The following is a 16,858-nucleotide window of genomic DNA, read 5'->3' on the forward strand; positions in this document are numbered from 1 at the left end:
CCAAGGTGGTACGAGCTCTGTTCGCCGGTGACGCTACCGCGATCCGGGCGATCGTGTCGCGGCACCCCTCATCACACCCGTCCCGGACGCCCGTGCCTACGGCCGGTGACCGATGGTATGCCCATCGGCACGCACAGTGGCTAGGGGTCGGCGGGCCCAAATCAGGGGAACCGGCGGAGGGTTGAACTACCCCGCCTCAGACGATCGAACCGTCCACGTAGCACCACCGCCAGGTCTCGCCCGGTTCGAAGCTGCGCATCACCGGATGGCCCGTCGCATGGTAGTGCGCGGTGGCGTGCCGGTGCGGGGAGGAGTCGCAGCACGCCACGTACCCGCATCCCAGGCACATCCGCAGCTGCACCGGGTGACTGCCGAGGACCTGACATTCGGGGCAGGTCTGGGCACTCGGGACGGGCTCGGGGCGCGGCAGTTCGGGAACGTGGGTGCACTCGCTCATGATGGCCAGCGTACTGACGTGCGGGCGCCGCAGGACGAAGGCCGATCGGTCACGACGAGCGAGGGTGGATCTTCGATGGAGGTATTGCCGCTGGTGGCGCTGGTGGCGGTGAGCGCTGCCGTCGCGGGGTTCGCGCGCCGCATCCCGGTGCCGGCGCCCCTGCTGCTGGTCGCCGCGGGGCTCGCGGCCTCGTACGTCCCCGGAGTGCCCCCGTACACGCTCGACCCGCACATCGTGCTGCCGCTGCTGCTCCCGCCGCTGCTGTACACGGCCGCGGTGGACAGCTCCTACCTGGACCTGCGGGCGAACGTCCGGCCCGTCGCGCTGCTGTCGGTCGGGTACGTGCTGTTCGCGACGCTGGCCGTCGGGTACGCGGCGTACCTGGCGGTGCCCGGGCTGTCCCTGCCGGTGGCGCTGGTGCTGGGCGCGGTGGTCGCGCCGCCCGACGCGGTCGCAGCGACCGCGATCGCCCGCCGGCTCGGGCTGCCGAACCGGATCACGACCATCCTCCAGGGGGAGTCCCTGGTCAACGACGCCACCGCCATCACCGCGTACAACGTGGCGCTGGCCGCGGCGGTCGGCGCCGGTGTCGGCTGGGCGGGCGGGATCGCCGAGTTCCTGCTCGCGTCGGTCGGCGGCGTCGGGGTGGGCCTGCTGCTGATGGTGCCGATCCACCACCTGCGCAAGCGGCTGCGGGAGCCGCTGCTGCAGAACACGCTGTCGCTGCTGATCCCGTTCGTGGCGTACGCGGCGGCCGAGCGGGTGCACGCCTCGGGCGTCCTCGCGGTGGTCGTGGTCGCCCTCTACCTCGGGCACCGCAACTGGGAGGTGGACTTCGCGACGCGGCTCCAGGAGGAGGCGGTGTGGAAGATGGTCGCCTTCATCCTGGAGTCGGTGGTCTTCGCGCTGATCGGGCTGCAGCTGCCGGTCGTGCTGAGGGGGCTCGGGGAGTACGAGGGCGGGCAGGCCGCCTGGTACGCGGTGGCGGTCTTCGCGGTGGTGGTCGTCTCCCGGTTCGTGTGGGTCTTCCCCGCGACCTTCGTCCCCCGGTGGTTCTCCGAGCGGATCCGGCTGCGGGAGCCGGAGACCACCTGGAAGGCGCCGGTGGTGGTCGGCTGGGCGGGGATGCGGGGCGTGGTGTCGCTGGCGATCGCCTTCTCGGTGCCGATGGGCGTGCCGCACCGCAACCTCATCCTGTTCCTCACCTTCACCACCGTGATCGGCACGCTGGTCGTGCAGGGGCTGACGCTGCCGCCGCTGATCCGGCTGCTGCGGCTGCCGCCGCGGGACGCCAAGGAGCAGACGCTCGCCGAGGCCCAGGCCCAGAGCGAGGCCTCGCGGGCGGCGGAGGAGCGGCTCGCCGAGCTGCTCGCCGCCCCGGAGAACGCGCTCGCGCCGCCGCTCGCGGAGCGGTTGCGGACGGTGCTGGAGCGGCGGCGCAACGCGGTGTGGGAGCGGCTGGGTGAGGTCAATGCGGTCACGGGGGAATCAGCCGATGACGTCTACCGGCGGCTGGCGCGGGAGATGATCGAGGCGGAGCGCGAGGTCTTCGTCTCCCTGCGGGACCGTCGCCGCATCGACGACGAGATGCTGCGGGGCCTGCTGCGCCGCCTGGACCTGGAGGAGGCAGCCGCCTACCGCGAGGACCCCCCCTGACCCGTCCGGCCCGGCCCGGCCCCGGCTGCCGCTGCGCGCAGCGGTTACGGGCGGCCGGTGATTACGGCCGTGACGGAGGTGCCGCGGGCAAAGGAGCCCGCTTCGGCCAGGGCCGTCAGGGCCCACAGCAGCTTCGCCACGTAGATGCGCTCGACCGGCAGGCCGTGCCGGGCCTCGAAGTCGGCGGCGAAGGATTCGAGGGCGGCCGGGACACGGGCGTAGCCGCCGTGGTCGAAGCCCTCGGCCAGGCTCCACTCCCCGGCCGGCCCCCCGAAGGCCCGCTCCTGGAGGGAACGTATCTCCGCCGCAAGGAACCCGCCGGCCAGCACCGGCACCCCGAGCGCCCGCTGCCCCGGGCCGAGGCCGGCGGCCAGGCCGGCCAGGGTCCCGCCGGTGCCGCAGGCCACCGCGACCGTGTCCGAACCGCCCCGCAGCTCGTGCCCCAGCTCCACGCACCCCCGCACGGCGAGCGGGTTGCTGCCGCCCTCGGGGACCACGTACGCCCCGCTCGCGCCGGCCGCGTCGAGCAGCCGGGCGAGCACCTCGGGCTCACCCTTGCGCCGGTAGTCGCCGCGCGTCGCGAAGTGCAGCCGCATCCCGTCCGCGGCGCACCGCGCGAGCGAGTCGTTCAGCGGCTGCCCGGCGAGCTCGTGCCCGCGCACGATGCCGACGGTGCCGAGCCCGAGCAGCCGCCCCGAGGCGGCGGTGGCCCGCAGGTGGTTGGAGTACGCCCCGCCGAAGGTGGCCAGCTCCCGGTGTCCGGCCGCCACCGCGGCCCGCAGGTTCGGCGCGAGCTTGCGCCACTTGTTGCCGGGCAGCTCCGGATGGACGAGGTCGTCCCGCTTGAGCAGCAGCCGTACGCCCCGGCGTTCGAACCGCTCGTCGCGGACCTCCTGGACGGGGGAGGGCGGGCGCGGGCGCAGGAGCGGCTCGGGGTTCACGGGGCGGTTCACCCGTCCATTGTCGGCGCCTGCCGGCACGGGCCGGCGCCGGACCGCGCCGGGGCCGCTACTTCAGGCGCTCGCCGACCCGCGCGCGGAAGGCGTCCATCGTGAAGCCCGCCGGGTCGATCTTCCCCGGCTGCCATTCGAGGTGGCCGATCACCGAGCGCTCGGTCCAGCCGTGCACGCGGCACACCGCGGCCGCCGCCCGGGCCATCGCGTCGAGCTGTGCCGCCGGCCAGGGGTCCTCGCCGTCGCCGAGGTTCTCGCACTCGAAGCCGTAGAAGTGGCGGTTGCCGTCGGTGTTCGCGCGGTGGTCCGGCGGGAGGCGCTTCTCCGCGATCACCGCCGCCAGGACGTCGGAGTCGCCCGCGCCGGCGTGGTTGGCCCGGCCGTAGCCGACCAGGTGGACCCGGCCGTCCTTGGTGATCACCCCGTGGCAGAGCGGGCCCGGCAGCTCCTCGTCACCGTCGCGGCAGAGCTCGACGGTGCGGGAGGTGCCGTGGGTGACGGTGTGGTGGATCATCACCCCGTGCACGGGGCCCCAGGGGCCCTTGTGGTTGCGGTTGTGGGTGCGCCAGGCGCCGACCTCGACGACGGTCAGTCCCTCGCGCCGCAGGGCGCCGAGGAACCGGTCCGCGGACATGGGAGCGGCCATGCCGCCTCCTCTCCGGATGCGTGGCGGTCACCTTGCGTGTCCGCCTCATCGCTCTCCGGTGTAGTGGAGGAGTTCCTTCCGCGGCTAGGGCGTTCGTACGGCGAGCGAGCCGATCCGGACAGCGGTCCCGGCCGGCCCGCCCGCCCCACGGGCCGCAGCCCTTACGCGGAGGCCAGCCACAGGTCCGGGCCGAACACCTCGTAGTGGATGTCGGCGGCCGGCACGCCCTTCGCCAGCAGCTGCGCGCGTACCGCCCGCATGAAGGGGAGCGGGCCGCACAGGTACGCCCGGGTGCCCGGGGCCACCGCGACGTCCGCCAGGTCCATCAGCCCCTCGCCGTCACCCGGTTCGGCGTCGGCCTCGTACCAGAACCGGGCCGTGCCGTCGGCCAGCTTGTACGTCAGCGCCCGGTGGTCGGCGCGCAGCGCGTGGTCGGCGGGGGAGCGGTCGGCGTGCAGGACGGTGACCGGGGACGGGTGCCCGGTCTCGGCGAGGTGCTCCAGCATGGACAGCATCGGGGTGCAGCCGATGCCGGCCGAGGCGAGCAGGACCGGCGCCGCGCCGCCGCGCAGGACCAGGTCGCCGTACGGGGCGGAGACGCGCAGGGTGTCGCCCACCGCGACGGCGGCGTGCAGGTGGTTCGAGACCTCCCCGTCGGGGCCGGCGGCGGCCGGGCCGTGGATCCGCTTGACGGTGATCGTGCGGACCGGCGAGCCGGGCGCGCAGGACAGGCTGTACTGGCGGATCTGCCGGGCGCCGTCGGGCAGGCCCACCTGGACCGAGACGTACTGGCCGGCGGCGAAGCCGGGCGCGGGGGAGCCGTCGGCGGGGGCGAGGTGGAAGGTGGTGCAGTCCGCGGTCTCCTCCACCCGGGCGGTGACCGTCCACGGGCGCCAGACGTCGCCGGCGAGTACCTGCTGCTCGGCGTAGAGGCGCTCCTCGATGGCGATGAGGGCGTTGGCCATCAGCCAGTAGACCTCGTCCCAGGCGGCGGCGACGTCGGGGGTGACGGCCTCGCCGAGGATCTCGGCGATCGCCGCGAAGAGGTGGCGGTGGACGACCTCGTACTGTCCGCGCGTGACGCCGAGGGAGGCGTGCTTGTGCGCGATGCGGTTCAGCATGACGTCGGGCCGGGTGTCCGGGTGGGCGACGAGGTGGGTGGCGAACGCGGCGATGGAGCCGGCGAGGGCCTGCTTCTGCAGGCCGGCGTTCTGGTTGCCGCGGTTGAACAGGTCGCGCAGCAGCTCCGGGTGGGCCGCGAAGAGCTTCGTGTAGAAGAGCTCCGCGATGTCGCCGACGGCCGCGCCCACGGCGGGCAGGGTGGCGCGGACGGTCTCGGCCGACTTCTCGGACAGCATCGGTGACTCCTTGCGTGGGACAGGCGCAGTACGTGTGAGTTTTTCTGGTATCTGATATGCAAGTTTTGGGCCGCGATCAGCCTAGGCGGCCCTGCGGGCGGCGCGAATCGGCCAACCGGCCCGAGCGTCAGGGACTTTCGGCCCGGTCGGCCGCCCGGCCGGCCGCGCCGCTGCCCGAAATGCCCAGCAGCAGCGGCCCGGTGGGCGTCGCGACCAGGTCGGACACGCTCAGCGGGTCGAGCGCGGCGAAGAAGGCCTCCTGGGCCCGGCGCAGCGCACCCCGCAGGATGCAGGCGCCGCGCAGCGGGCAGGGCGTCGCGCCCTCGCAGTCCACGACGTCCCCCGCGCCCTCCAGCTCGCGGACCACCCCGCCCACGGACGCGGCCCGCCCGGCGGCGGTCAGCGCGAGCCCTCCGCCGCGGCCGCGGCGCGCCTCGACCAGGCCGAGGTGCTGGAGCCGGGCCACCACCTTGGCCGTGTGGGTGTACGGGACCTCCATCGTCGCCGCCACGTCGCGCGTGGTGGGCAGGTCCTCCTCCGCCACGGCCAGGCGCATCAGGATGCGCAGGGCCAGGTCGGTGAATCGGGTCAGCCGCATGGCCGTCACCGTATGAAAGTTGACTATGCGATGCAAATTAATGATCGAGGGCCGCACGGTGGGGGCTGAACCCCAGAGGATGCCCAGCCTCCGGCGGACTAGTCCCACCCTTTTGTGTAATGGTCCCACCACGTTCGGTGCTGAAAGGCTTCTGCCGCAGATCCACGGAGTGATCGAAAGGGAAGCGCATGCCGGTCCAGGCAGGTTCCGAATCCGAGGTCCAGACCCCCCAGCGGAGTCTTGCGACTTCGGCTGCGCGGAACTTGGCAACCACGACCAAGTCCGTACCGCAGATGCAGGAGATCTCCGACCGGTGGCTCCTGAAGACGCTCCCGTGGGTGTCCGTCCAGGGCGGCACCTACCGGGTCAACCGCCGGCTCAGCTACACCGTCGGCGACGGACGCGTGGAGTTCGTCAAGACCGGGAACCAGGTCCAGGTCATCCCGGCCGAGCTCGGCGAGCTCCCGCTGCTGCGCACCTACGAGGACCTCGACGTGCTCACCGAGCTCGCCCGGCGGTGCCGCCAGGTCGACTTCGAGCCCGGCCGGGAACTGACCTCCTTCGGCAGCGCCTCCGACCAGGTCTTCCTGCTCGCCCACGGCCGCATCGAACAGGTCGGCCCCGGCCCCTACGGCGAGGACGCGGTCCTGCGCACGGTCGCCGACGGCGCCTACTTCGGCGAGGACTCCCTCGTCGACGACGACGCCATCTGGGAGTACACCGCCCGCGCCGTCACCTCCGGCACCGCCCTCGTCCTGACCCGCGAGGACTTCCGGCTGCTCGCCGACCGTGCCGACTCGCTGCGCCGGCACGTGGAGTCCGTACGCTCCCAGCCCGACCGGCACACCAACGCCTACGGCGAGGCCGCGATCGACCTCTCCGCCGGCCACGAGGGCGAGCCCGTCCTGCCCGGCACCTTTGTCGACTACGAGGCCAGGCCGCGCGAGTACGAGCTCTCCATCGCCCAGACCGTCCTGCGCGTGCACACCCGCGTCGCCGACCTCTACAACCATCCGATGAACCAGACCGAGCAGCAGCTGCGGCTCACGGTCGAGGCGCTGCGCGAGCGCCAGGAGCACGAGATGGTCAACAACCCCGAGTTCGGCCTGCTCCACAACGCGGAGTACGACCAGCGCATCCAGCCGCACGACGGCGGTCCCACCCCCGACGACATGGACCAGCTGCTCAGCATGCGCCGCGGGTCCAGGATGTTCCTCGCGCACCCCGAGGCCATCGCCGCCTTCGGCCGCGAGTGCAACAAGCGCGGGGTGTACCCCGACCCGGTCGAGGTCGGCGGCCGCACGCTCCAGGCCTGGCGCGGGGTGCCGATCTTCCCGTGCAACAAGATCCCGATCAGCGAGGCCCGGACGACGTCCATCCTCTGCATGCGCACCGGTGAGGAGGAGTCGGGCGTGATCGGCCTGCACCAGCCGGGCATCCCGGACGAGATCGAGCCGAGCATGTCGGTGCGGTTCATGGGCATCAGCGAGCAGGCGATCATCTCCTACCTGGTCACGGCCTACTTCTCCGCCGCGGTGCTGGTGCCGGACGCGCTCGGCATCCTGGAGAACGTCGAGATCGCCCGCCGGCACTGACCGGCCGGCCGAGGAGCACCGGGGACAGGGGGCACGCCATGGGCGCCACTGAGGCGATCGCGACCGGCGAGGGGCAGGAGGCCGAGGCCGCCGCCCTGCTGGAACGGACGAGGGAAACGGTCGACCCGGAGCTGCGCCGCGCGGTCGGGAGCCTGCCCGGCGGGATGCGGCGCGTGGCGATGTACCACTTCGGCTGGGAGCACGCGGACGGCACGCCCGCCGCGGCCCCGGCGGGCAAGGCCATCCGGCCCGCCCTGGTGCTGGCCGCCGCCCGGGCCCTCCGGCGAGAGGATGCCGCGGCCGGCGGCGCCGCGGTGCGGGCGGCCGTGGCCGTGGAGCTCGCCCACAACTTCACGCTGCTGCACGACGACGTGATCGACAAGGACGTCACCCGGCGCGGCCGGGCCACGGCCTGGACGGTGTTCGGGATCCCGGACGCGGTGATCACGGGCGACGCCGTGATGGCGCTCGCCCTGAAACTCCTCGCGCAGGACCCGCACCCCGCCTCGGCGGCGGCCTCCGCCCGGCTCGCGGCCTGCATGGTCGAGCTGTGCGCGGGGCAGCAGGCCGACTGCGCCTTCGAACAGCGCCGGCACGTCTCCCTCGACGAGTGCCTGGTCATGGCCACGGCCAAGACCGGGGCCCTGCTGGGCTGCGCCTGCGCGCTCGGTGCGCTCTACGCGGGCGCCGGGCCGGAGGAGGTCGACGCCATGGACGCCTTCGGCCGCGAGGCGGGCCTCGCCTTCCAGCTGATCGACGACCTGATCGGCATCTGGGGCGACCCGGGGCACACCGGCAAGCCCGCCGGGGCCGATCTGCTCGCCCGCAAGAAGTCCCTGCCCGTCGTGGCCGCGCTCACCTCGGGCACCGCGGCCGGCGAGGAGCTCGCCGCGCTGTACGCCGGACCCATGGCGGGGGACGACGTACAGCGGGCGGCCGACGCGGTGGACCGGGCCGGCGGACGGGACTGGGCGCAGGCCCATGCCGCGGACCGGATGGGCCGGGCGGTGCAGCAGCTGTCCCGGGCCGTGCCGGACCTCGGCGCGGCGGGCGGGCTGCTGGCGCTGGCGGAGTTCGTCACGCGGCGCACGCGGTGAGCCCGTAGCGCGCCCCGGGCGGTGCGCAAGCCCTGTTCCGGCATCGCATGGTGCCGGAACAGGGCTTTTCCCGGTTTCGGCACCAACTCTAGGATCTGCCACGGCCATTGAGACTTCAGTGAAGGGTGTGGAACGTGGTGCTGGACATACGCCGGGCCGGCCAGGCGGACCGGGACGCTGTCGCGCGACTGCTGGACGAGGCCTTCCGCGATGACCCTGTGAGCAGCTGGGTCTTCCCGGACCCGGAGCACCGGGCCGCGGTGCACGGCAGGTTCCTCGGCGTCTTCGTGGACGTGGCGCTGGCCGAGGGGCGGATCGACTACGCGGCGGACGGCTCGGCGGCCGCGCTGTGGCTGCGGGTCCCGGCGGGCGATCCGGAGGGCCACGACGCCGGGGGCGAGGACGACGTACCGGCGCGGATGCGGGCCGTGGCCGACCCGGACAACGAGCGGTGCGAGCTGGTGGGCCGGCTGACCGGGGCGGTGCACCCGACGGCCGAGGAGCACGAGTACCTGCTGATGATCGCCGTCGCCCCTGGCCGGCAGGGCGAGGGTCTGGGCACCGCCCTGATGCGGCCGGTGCTGGAGCGCTGCGACCGCGACGGCGTGCCGGCGTACCTGGAGGCGAGCAGCGAGCGCAGCATGCGGCTGTACGAGCGGCTCGGGTGGGAGTTCACGGGGGAGGCGGTGCAGCTGCCGGAGGGGCCGCTGATGTGGCCGATGTGGCGCAAGCCGCAGCCGGCGCCTACCTCCCCCCTTGCGTAACCACTACAGCTGAAGTACTTTGACCGGCGTGCCCCGGAGCGGTGGCACTGTCTGACGGAAGAGATTCGCTTGCGCAAGCTCACGTACTTCATCGCCACCACGGTCGACGGCTTCATCGGCGACCCGGACGGCGAAGCGGACTTCATGTACCCCCACGTGGACGAGGAGTTCGTCGCCCACCTGGTGGCCGAGTACCCGGAGACGATCTCCGCGCTGGGCCGGACCCAGCTCGGCATCGAGGACGCGCCGCTGAAGCGGTTCGACACGGTGCTCATGGGGCGGCGCACCTACGAGCCCGGCCTCAAGGTGGGCATGACCAGCCCTTACGGCCACATGCGCGAGCAGTACGTCGTCTCGCGTTCCCTCACCGAGTCGCCGGACCCGCAGGTGCAGCTGCTCGACGGGGACATCGCCGCCGCCGTCCGTGAGCTGAAGGCACAGGACGGCCTGGACATCTGGCTGTGCGGCGGCGCGGACCTCGCGGCCCAGCTGCACGAGGAGATCGACGAGTACGTCGTCAAGACCTACCCGGTCATCGCCGGGACCGGCATGCCGATGTCCCGGGTCGGCTTCGGGGTGCGCCGGCTGGAGCTGACCGGCTGCACCGCCCTGGGCGGCGGCCAGATCATCACCTCGTACGCCGTCAAGCGCTGAAACCCGCCGAACGCGCGGAACCGGCCTACCGTGGAGGTATGGCCGGTGAACAGGGACAGTCGGATCAGCGCCACATGCGGGCGCACGAGACGGTCGCCCCGCAGGCCGGGCACGAGCAGCACACGTGCCCGGTCTGCGGTCGCGCCGTCGACACGGTCGTCAGGCGGCGCAAGGCGCTGGGGATCTTCGTTCCGGAATGGGTCCCCGGTCCCTGCAGGAACCCGGAGTGCCCGGAGTACGTACCTCATATGCGCAGGCTGCCGTAGCGGGCGGCGCCCGGCGGGCCTGCGCGGGCCCTGTCCCTCGCCGGCCCTATCCCTTGCTGTCCAGCCCCGAGGCGACGAGCCCGTTGGCCCACAGCTGGTTCACGCGGGCGCGCTCGGTGCTGTTGGGGTAGGCGTTCGTGCAGGAGGTGCCGGGGCCGCCGCCCGACATCAGCTCGGAGCACGGGCCGGAGTAGTGGTCGGGCAGGCCCAGCACGTGCCCGGTCTCGTGCGCGGTCACGCGGGTGGAGTTGTACTGCTGGTTCTGCTGGTAGTCCAGGAAGATGTAGCCGCGGCCGTGCCCGTCCGTGCTCGCGTACGAGCCGCGCGAGTCGTTGCCCTCGCGGTAGGAGAAGCTGCCGCCGGAGGACACCTCCTGGAGCTTCACGTTCGTCACCGAGCTGTTCCATATCTGCGTGGACTTGGCGATCTGGGTGCGGAAGCTCGGCGCGTTGCGCGTGTTGTAGGTGACGGTCACCACCTGGATGCCCGGGTTCGCGGCGCGCTGCTCGGCGACCGAGCGCTGCACGGCCTCGAAGAAGGCGCGGTTGGCGTCCTGGTTCTCCTGCGAGCGCTCGTACGCGGCGTAGCTCTGCGCGCTGCCGGCGGCCGGGGCGGTCGCGGCGCCGGCGGTGGGGACGCCGGCGCCGAGGGCGGTGGCCACGCCGAGGCCCACGGCGGCGGCCAGGAGGGTCTTGCGGGAGGTGTGGCGGGAGAGGCGCATGTGGGGGCTCCTACTCAACTCCGGTGCGGGGGGTGGTGGTTCGGTACCGGAGTCTGCGGGAGCCCGACGGGCCGGCGGATGATGTCAGCCACCGATAACGCCGTCCTATCGGCGGGTTTTGGCAGACCGACGTCCGTGAGAATGGCGGGAATCCACGGGGTGTCAGTGGCTGGTGAAATCGAACGCGCCAGCCCTACCCTCGGGACATGGAGCTCGAGGTGAGGCACCTGCGCGCGCTGTGCGCCATCGCCGACGCCGGCAGCCTGCACAAGGCCGCGCGGCAGCTCGGCGTGAGCCAGCCCTCCCTGACGACGCAGCTGCGCCGCATCGAACGCGCCCTGGACGGCGAGCTGTTCCTGCGCGAGCGCACCGGATGCCGGCCCACTCCCTTCGGACGCACCGTCCTCGGCCGGGCCCGTCCCCTGCTCGACGGCATGGCCGCCCTCGTCACCGAGGCCCGGGCGATGGCCCGTGGACCGCGGCTGCGGCTCGGCTCCACGGCCAGCCGCGCCCTGCCGGGGTGGCTGCGCCGGCTGCACCGCCGGTGGCCGGATACGGAGATCTCCCTGATGGTGGACGTCTCGGCCAACGCCCTGCTGCGGATGGTGGCTTCGGAGCAGCTGGACGTGGCGTTCGTCCACGAGGTGGAGGGCAGCCCGCTGCGGGTCCCGCAGGGGCTGGAGGTACGGGTGCTGGTCGAGCGGGAGCCGCAGTTCGTGTCGATGTGCCTGGACCACCCGGCGGCCCGGCGTCCGGTGGTCGAGTTACAGGACCTCGCCGCCGACCGGTGGACCGTGGACCCCTCGGTCGACGGCGAATGGGACGGCCTGCGGCGCGTCTTCGCCGTGGCCGGCGTCGACCCGCCCGTCCTGCACGCCGACTACCACACCGCCGCCTCGCTGATCGTCTCCGGCGAGGCCGTCGCCCCCTGCCAGCCGACCTCCGGGCTGCGCGACGACATGGCCATCCGGCCCCTGTCCGGCGACCCGCTGGCCGTACGACTGCTGCTCGCCACCCGCCCCGGCGAACACCCCGAGGTCTACGAGGACCTCCGCGCCGCCTACCGCGAGGCGGCCCTGCGCACACCCCCGTACAGAGCCTGGCTCCACCACCACGAAAGCCCCCTGCTGACGGCGTCGTAGCCCCCGGCCGGGGTCAGGGAGCCCCGGCGATGCCGTCGAGCCGGGCCCGAGCGGCCAGGAGGACCGGCGCCGGCCGCCGAGTCCCGGACGGGGGGAGAACACAAACGGCCCGGCCGCGTTGGGCGGCCGGGCCGTTGAACGGTGTGCTCCGGGTGGCAGAGCAGGAGAACCGAGGGGCTGCCTGGATCAGGCGGCCTTGGTCTCCCAGAAGATGCGGTCGATCTCGGCGATGAGGTCGAGGGCCTTCTGGCCGGTCGCCGGGTCGTTGGACGCCTTGGCGGCCGACAGGGCCTTCAGGGTGTCGTTGACCAGCGTGTGCAGCTGCGGGTACTTCTCGAAGTGCGGGGGCTTGAAGTAGTCGCTCCACAGCACCGAGACGTGGTGCTTGGCGAGCTCGGCGCGCTGCTCCTTGATGGTGATGGCGCGGGCGCGGAAGTCGGCGTCCTCGTTGGCCTGGTACTTCTCCTGAACGGCCTTGACGGACTCGGCCTCGATGCGGGCCTGGGCAGGGTCGTACACGCCGCACGGCAGGTCGCAGTGGGCGGAGACCTTCGCCTTGGGGGCGAAGAGGCGGGAAAGCATGGAGTTGTCCTCCTCGTGATCGTCTTCTCAAGGGCGAGATTACTCCGTGGGAAGGCGTATTTCGCGAGCGGCCCCATGGGCTTAGGACAAAAGTCCAGGGTCGGACGGGGACCGGTGAGCGAACGTACGGGAGTGTGCGGCAGCATGCCTGGTGAGGTGCGAGCGCGCGAGGAGGTCGGCCATGGCGGAGCAGAGGCGTCCCCGGTTCGAGGTACTGGAGGTGGCGGGGCCCTCGATGGTGCCGACGCTGCTGCACGGCGACCGGCTGGTGGTCCGGTACGGGGCCGTGGTGCGTCCGGGTGACGTGGTGGTGCTGCGCCACCCCTTCCAGCAGGACCTGCTGGTGGTCAAGCGGGCGGTGGAGCGGCGGCCGGGCGGGTGGTGGGTGCTCGGGGACAACCCGTACAACGAGTCCGGCGACAGTAGCGACTACGGGACGGTGCCCGAGGAGCTGGTGCTGGCGACGGCGGTGCTGCGCTTCCGGCCGCGCGGGGCGGATCAGAGCTCGCTGAGGGCGCGGCTGTCCTGGGCGGTGTCGGCGCTGCGGCCGCTGTGGGCGGACGCCTCGGCCTCCAGCCGCTTGCGGGCGCGGTAGGCGGCGACGTTCGCCCGGGTGGCGCAGCGGTCGGAGCAGTAGCGCCGGGAGCGGTTGGTGGAGGTGTCGAGGTAGGCGTTGCGGCAGGGCGGCGCCTGGCACAGGCCGAGCCGGTCGGGGCCGTGCTCGGTGAGGTGGAACGCCAGCCCGAAGGAGGCGATGGCCGCGTACCCGGCGGAGGCGTTCGAGGGGTGGTCGGCGAGGTGGATGTGCCAGTCGGGGCGGCCCTCGTCGTCGAGGTACTCGTGGCCGGAGACCTGGGGGCTGACGGGGAACTCCATGAGCAGCGAGTTCAGCAGGTCGACGGCGAGGACGTGGTCGCCGCCGTCGGCGGCCTCGAAGACGGCGCGCAGGCGGCCGCGGACGTTGCGGAAGCGCGTCACGTCGGTCTCGGTGACCCGGCGTGCCATCTGCGTGCTGGCGCCGAAGAGTGCGCGCACGGCCTCGACCGAGGTGAGCGCGTCCTGGTTGCGGGCCGGCTCCTCGGTGTTGACCAGGCGCACGGCGTAGTCCGAGTAATGGGCCAGTTCCACTTGTAGTCCTTACGGTGCCGATGAGGGTCCTGGGTAACGGCTGATATGTCTTCGAGGGTATTACGTACGGGGGGGTTCGCGAGGGCGGACATCACGACGACCGGCTTGATCTCGCGTGCGGTACCGGAAGTATTACGGACCGCGTCCCCCGAGCGGTTCCCGAACAGGACTCTTGTAGGAAAGCGAGAATCGAAAAAAATCGTCAGGGGCGGCACGGGACCCGATCGGGATCCGTACCGCCCCTGACGACTTACTGCAGGAACGGGCGCGGGAGCGCTCAGAGCACCTTGGACAGGAACGCCTTCGTGCGCTCGTGCTGCGGGTTGCCCAGGACGTCGCGCGGGTTGCCGGACTCGACCACCACGCCGCCGTCCATGAAGACGAGGTTGTCGCCGACCTCGCGGGCGAAGCCCATCTCGTGCGTGACCACGACCATGGTCATGCCCGACTCGGCCAGGTCCCGCATGACGTCGAGGACGTCGCCGACGAGCTCCGGGTCGAGCGCCGAGGTGGGCTCGTCGAAGAGCATCAGCTTCGGCTCCATGGCCAGCGCGCGGGCGATCGCCACACGCTGCTGCTGGCCGCCGGAGAGCTGGGAGGGGTAGTTCCCGCCCTTCTCGCCGAGGCCGACCCGGTCGAGCAGCTTGATCGCACGCTCGCGCGCCACCGCCTTGGACTCCCGCTTGACCATCACCGGGGCTTCCATGACGTTCTCGATGGCCGTCATGTGCGGGAAGAGGTTGAAGCGCTGGAAGACCATGCCGATGTCCCGGCGCTGGGCCGCGACCTCGCTGTCCTTCAGCTCGTAGAGCTTGTCGCCCTTCTGGCGGTAGCCCACCAGGTGGCCGTCCACCGACAGGCGGCCGGCGTTGATGCGCTCCAGGTGGTTGATGCACCGCAGGAACGTCGACTTGCCGGAGCCGGACGGGCCGACCAGGCAGAAGACCTCGCGCGGGGCGACCTCGAGGTCGATGCCCCGGAGGATGTGGGCGGCGCCGTAGGACTTGTGGACGCCTTCTGCCTTGACCATCGGCTGGGCGGTCATCGCGCGACCTCCGTACGGCGGAACATGTTCAGGTTGGCCTTGAGGCGCTGGAACGGCGTGGGCGGCAGGCTACGCAGCGAACCGCGGGCGTAGCGGCGCTCCAGGTAGTACTGGCCGACGCTGAACACGCTGGTCAGGGCCAGGTACCAGATGGAGGCCACGAACAGCATCTCCATGATGGCACCGGCGGTGTTGCCGATGTTCGACGTGGACCGCAGGAGTTCTGTGTATTGCACCGCCGAGACCAGGGAGGAGGTCTTCAGCATGTTGATGAACTCGTTGCCCGTCGGCGGGATGATCACGCGCATCGCCTGCGGCAGCACCACGCGGCGCATGGTCTGCGTCTGGGTCATGCCGAGCGCGTGCGAGGCCTCGGTCTGGCCCTCCTCGACGGACTGGATGCCCGCGCGGACGATCTCCGCCATGTAGGCGCCCTCGTTCAGGCCGAGGCCCAGCAGGGCCACCATGAACGGGGTCATGACGTCGACGGTCTCGTTCTTGTAGATCGGACCGAGGTTGATGTACTGGAAGATCAGCGACAGGTTGAACCACACCAGCAGCTGCACGTACACCGGGGTGCCGCGGAAGAACCAGATGTAGAGCCAGGCGACGGAGTTCGTCACCGGGTTCTTCGACAGGCGCATCACGGCGAAGAGGATGCCGAGCGCGAGGCCCAGCGCCATGGACGAGACGCTGATGATGACGGTGTTGCCGAGGCCGCTGAGGACCGCCGGGTCGAACAGCTTGTCGCCGACCGTCTTCCAGATGATGTTGCCGTTGGCGAAGGCGTACACCAGCCAGGCCAGCAGCGCGACGACCACGACGCCGCTGACCCAGCGGCCGTAGTGCCGCACCGGGATGGCCTTGATGGCCTCGTACGGGGTGCCCGAGGGGCCGGGTCCGGCCGGCGGGGTGTCGGCCGGACCCTTGTCGATCTTGTCAGTCACAATGACTGCCCTTCAGTGGAGCGTGGAGCGCGGGTCTTACTGGCCGGCGTTGATCGTGGCGGACTTCACGGCGCTGTCCTGCACGTTCCACTTCTCCAGGGCCTTGGCGTAGGAGCCGTCCTTGATCGCGGCGTCCAGCGCCTGCTTCAGCGCGTCGCGGAGCTGGGTGTTGTCCTTGCTCACGCCGATGCCGAAGAGGCCGACGTCGCTCTGCTGGCCCGCGATCTCGAAGTCGTTGCCGCCGCCCGAGGTCTTCACCGTGTAGGCGGCGACCGGGTAGTCGTTCAGGTCGGCGACGGCGCCGCCGGCCTTGACGCGGGTCTGCGCCTCGGCGTCGGTGTCGAAGGCCTGGATGGTGAGCTTCTTGTCGCCGCACTTCTCGGCCTGGGCCTTGAAGGTGTCCTCGTAGATCGTGCCGCGCTGGACGGCCACGGTCTTGCCGCAGAGGTCGTCCATGGACTTGATGCCCTCGGGGTTGCCCTTCTTGACGAGGAGCGAGAGACCGGAGGAGAAGTAGTCGACGAAGTCGACCCCCTTGCCGATCTTCTGGCCCTTGTCGTCCAGGCCCTCTTGGCGCTTCTTGTTGTCCGTGATCGAGGACATGATCGCGTCCTCGCGGCCGGTGTAGATCGAGGTGATCAGGCCGTCGAAGGTACCGGCGGTGAACTGGAACTTCACACCGAGCTGCTTGCCCAGCGCCTCGGCGATGTCGGGGTCGACACCGACGATCTTGCCGTTCTCGACGAACTCCATCGGGGCGTACGCGGAGTCCGTACCGACCTTGATCACACCGGCGTCCTGGATCTTCTTCGGCAGGGCCGAGAAGAGCGGCGCCGAGCTGTCGGCCTTGGCGCCCGTCGACGGGGTGGCGGAGCCCTTCTCCGTCTGGTCACCGCAGCCGGTGAGGATCAGGGCGCCGGCGACCGCGATCGCGCCGACCGCGGCGATCCGGGACCGGGCGGCGGTCGTACGACGGGTGGTGCTTGCGGTCATGAGCAGGTTCCTCCGACTGGCTGGGAAAAACAAGCGAGAGAGGGTCGGGCACGCACCTTCGAGTGTCGCGACCTCGTGTGATTACGGCATCTTGCCATTCGGACTGACGCATTCAGGCAGTTCGTCAGGTCAAAATCGGATAACGGGTGTCCCGGTGTGCCCCACAGCCCTGCGGACAGACCGCTCATGGACCGCAGAAAGCGCTGTGACCTGGCCCTTTTGACGGAGTATTTGCGGTGCGTCTCATCAATCGGAC

General features: G+C 71.6%; 18 protein-coding genes. 7 read left to right on the plus strand and 11 right to left on the minus strand.

Going from position 1 to position 16,858, the window contains the following annotated elements:
• Positions 1-196 precede the first annotated feature (196 nt).
• Positions 197-457 carry a UBP-type zinc finger domain-containing protein gene (locus AB0F11_RS12665; protein WP_362171464.1) on the minus strand — a complete coding sequence of 87 codons (261 nt, stop codon included), beginning with the start codon at positions 455-457 and terminating at the stop codon, positions 197-199.
• Between the two features lie 75 nt (positions 458-532).
• Here AB0F11_RS12665 and AB0F11_RS12670 point away from each other — a divergent pair, with 75 nt between their 5' ends.
• Positions 533-2,113, plus strand: a complete 1,581-nt coding sequence (locus tag AB0F11_RS12670; protein ID WP_362171466.1) for a Na+/H+ antiporter — start codon at positions 533-535, stop codon at positions 2,111-2,113.
• Between the two features lie 44 nt (positions 2,114-2,157).
• On the opposite strand, the gene AB0F11_RS12675 is transcribed toward AB0F11_RS12670, so the two are convergent.
• The 4 genes from AB0F11_RS12675 to AB0F11_RS12690 all read right to left on the minus strand — a co-directional run bounded on the left by AB0F11_RS12675 (position 2,158) and on the right by AB0F11_RS12690 (position 5,668).
• A complete protein-coding gene (locus AB0F11_RS12675) occupies positions 2,158-3,066 on the minus strand; it encodes a pyridoxal-phosphate dependent enzyme (RefSeq protein ID WP_362171469.1) in 909 nt (302 codons plus the stop codon).
• 55 nt (positions 3,067-3,121) lie between these two features.
• Complete coding sequence (locus AB0F11_RS12680) at positions 3,122-3,712, minus strand: N-acetylmuramoyl-L-alanine amidase (protein WP_362171472.1); 591 nt, start codon at positions 3,710-3,712, stop codon at positions 3,122-3,124.
• Between the two features lie 161 nt (positions 3,713-3,873).
• Positions 3,874-5,070: a globin domain-containing protein gene (locus tag AB0F11_RS12685; RefSeq protein ID WP_362171475.1), complete on the minus strand. Its 1,197-nt coding sequence runs from the start codon at positions 5,068-5,070 to the stop codon at positions 3,874-3,876.
• Positions 5,071-5,197: 127 nt separating this feature from the next.
• On the minus strand, positions 5,198-5,668 hold the full coding sequence (locus tag AB0F11_RS12690; protein ID WP_362171477.1) for an Rrf2 family transcriptional regulator: 471 nt from the start codon (positions 5,666-5,668) through the stop codon (positions 5,198-5,200).
• Between the two features lie 188 nt (positions 5,669-5,856).
• On the opposite strand from AB0F11_RS12690, the gene AB0F11_RS12695 reads away from it, so the two are divergent.
• The 4 genes from AB0F11_RS12695 (at position 5,857) to AB0F11_RS12710 (ending at position 9,778) form a co-directional block, all read left to right on the plus strand.
• On the plus strand, positions 5,857-7,263 hold the full coding sequence (locus AB0F11_RS12695) for a family 2B encapsulin nanocompartment shell protein (RefSeq protein ID WP_362171479.1): 1,407 nt from the start codon (positions 5,857-5,859) through the stop codon (positions 7,261-7,263).
• A 38-nt stretch (positions 7,264-7,301) separates the two neighbouring features.
• On the plus strand, positions 7,302-8,360 hold the full coding sequence (locus tag AB0F11_RS12700; RefSeq protein WP_362171482.1) for a family 2 encapsulin nanocompartment cargo protein polyprenyl transferase: 1,059 nt from the start codon (positions 7,302-7,304) through the stop codon (positions 8,358-8,360).
• A gap of 134 nt (positions 8,361-8,494) precedes the next feature.
• Complete coding sequence (locus AB0F11_RS12705) at positions 8,495-9,124, plus strand: GNAT family N-acetyltransferase (RefSeq protein ID WP_362171485.1); 630 nt, start codon at positions 8,495-8,497, stop codon at positions 9,122-9,124.
• 69 nt (positions 9,125-9,193) lie between these two features.
• The gene (locus tag AB0F11_RS12710; protein ID WP_362171488.1) at positions 9,194-9,778 is read left to right on the plus strand and encodes a dihydrofolate reductase family protein; all 585 of its coding nucleotides are present in this window, start codon (positions 9,194-9,196) and stop codon (positions 9,776-9,778) included.
• 312 nt (positions 9,779-10,090) lie between these two features.
• Here AB0F11_RS12710 and snpA read toward each other — a convergent pair whose 3' ends face one another.
• Positions 10,091-10,765 carry a snapalysin gene (gene snpA / locus AB0F11_RS12715; RefSeq protein WP_362171491.1) on the minus strand — a complete coding sequence of 225 codons (675 nt, stop codon included), beginning with the start codon at positions 10,763-10,765 and terminating at the stop codon, positions 10,091-10,093.
• 206 nt (positions 10,766-10,971) lie between these two features.
• On the opposite strand from snpA, the gene AB0F11_RS12720 reads away from it, so the two are divergent.
• Entirely contained in the window at positions 10,972-11,907 is a 936-nt protein-coding gene (locus tag AB0F11_RS12720; RefSeq protein WP_362171494.1) for a LysR family transcriptional regulator, read from the plus strand.
• Positions 11,908-12,093: 186 nt separating this feature from the next.
• On the opposite strand, the gene sodN is transcribed toward AB0F11_RS12720, so the two are convergent.
• Positions 12,094-12,489, minus strand: a complete 396-nt coding sequence (sodN, locus tag AB0F11_RS12725) for a superoxide dismutase, Ni (protein WP_048475438.1) — start codon at positions 12,487-12,489, stop codon at positions 12,094-12,096.
• 181 nt (positions 12,490-12,670) lie between these two features.
• Between sodN and sodX the strand changes: the two genes are divergently transcribed.
• Positions 12,671-13,084 carry a nickel-type superoxide dismutase maturation protease gene (gene sodX / locus AB0F11_RS12730; RefSeq protein ID WP_362171497.1) on the plus strand — a complete coding sequence of 138 codons (414 nt, stop codon included), beginning with the start codon at positions 12,671-12,673 and terminating at the stop codon, positions 13,082-13,084.
• Here the strand turns inward: sodX and AB0F11_RS12735 are convergent.
• The 4 genes from AB0F11_RS12735 to AB0F11_RS12750 all read right to left on the minus strand — a co-directional run bounded on the left by AB0F11_RS12735 (position 12,988) and on the right by AB0F11_RS12750 (position 16,602).
• Complete coding sequence (locus AB0F11_RS12735) at positions 12,988-13,617, minus strand: CGNR zinc finger domain-containing protein (RefSeq protein ID WP_362171500.1); 630 nt, start codon at positions 13,615-13,617, stop codon at positions 12,988-12,990. The two genes, sodX and AB0F11_RS12735, sit on opposite strands and share 97 nt — an antisense overlap.
• 277 nt (positions 13,618-13,894) lie before the next feature.
• Positions 13,895-14,662, minus strand: coding sequence for an amino acid ABC transporter ATP-binding protein (locus tag AB0F11_RS12740; protein ID WP_361906693.1), 768 nt, complete (start codon positions 14,660-14,662; stop codon positions 13,895-13,897).
• Positions 14,659-15,597, minus strand: a complete 939-nt coding sequence (locus tag AB0F11_RS12745; protein ID WP_362171570.1) for an amino acid ABC transporter permease — start codon at positions 15,595-15,597, stop codon at positions 14,659-14,661. The genes AB0F11_RS12740 and AB0F11_RS12745 overlap by 4 nt, the downstream gene beginning before the upstream one ends.
• A gap of 48 nt (positions 15,598-15,645) precedes the next feature.
• Positions 15,646-16,602 (minus strand): ABC transporter substrate-binding protein, encoded by a 957-nt coding sequence (locus AB0F11_RS12750; RefSeq protein ID WP_362171503.1) that lies wholly within the window; start codon positions 16,600-16,602, stop codon positions 15,646-15,648.
• Positions 16,603-16,858: the final 256 nt, after the last annotated feature.

Origin of the sequence: Streptomyces sp. NPDC032472 (assembly GCF_040636955.1) — a bacterium.
Lineage (GTDB): Bacteria > Actinomycetota > Actinomycetes > Streptomycetales > Streptomycetaceae > Streptomyces.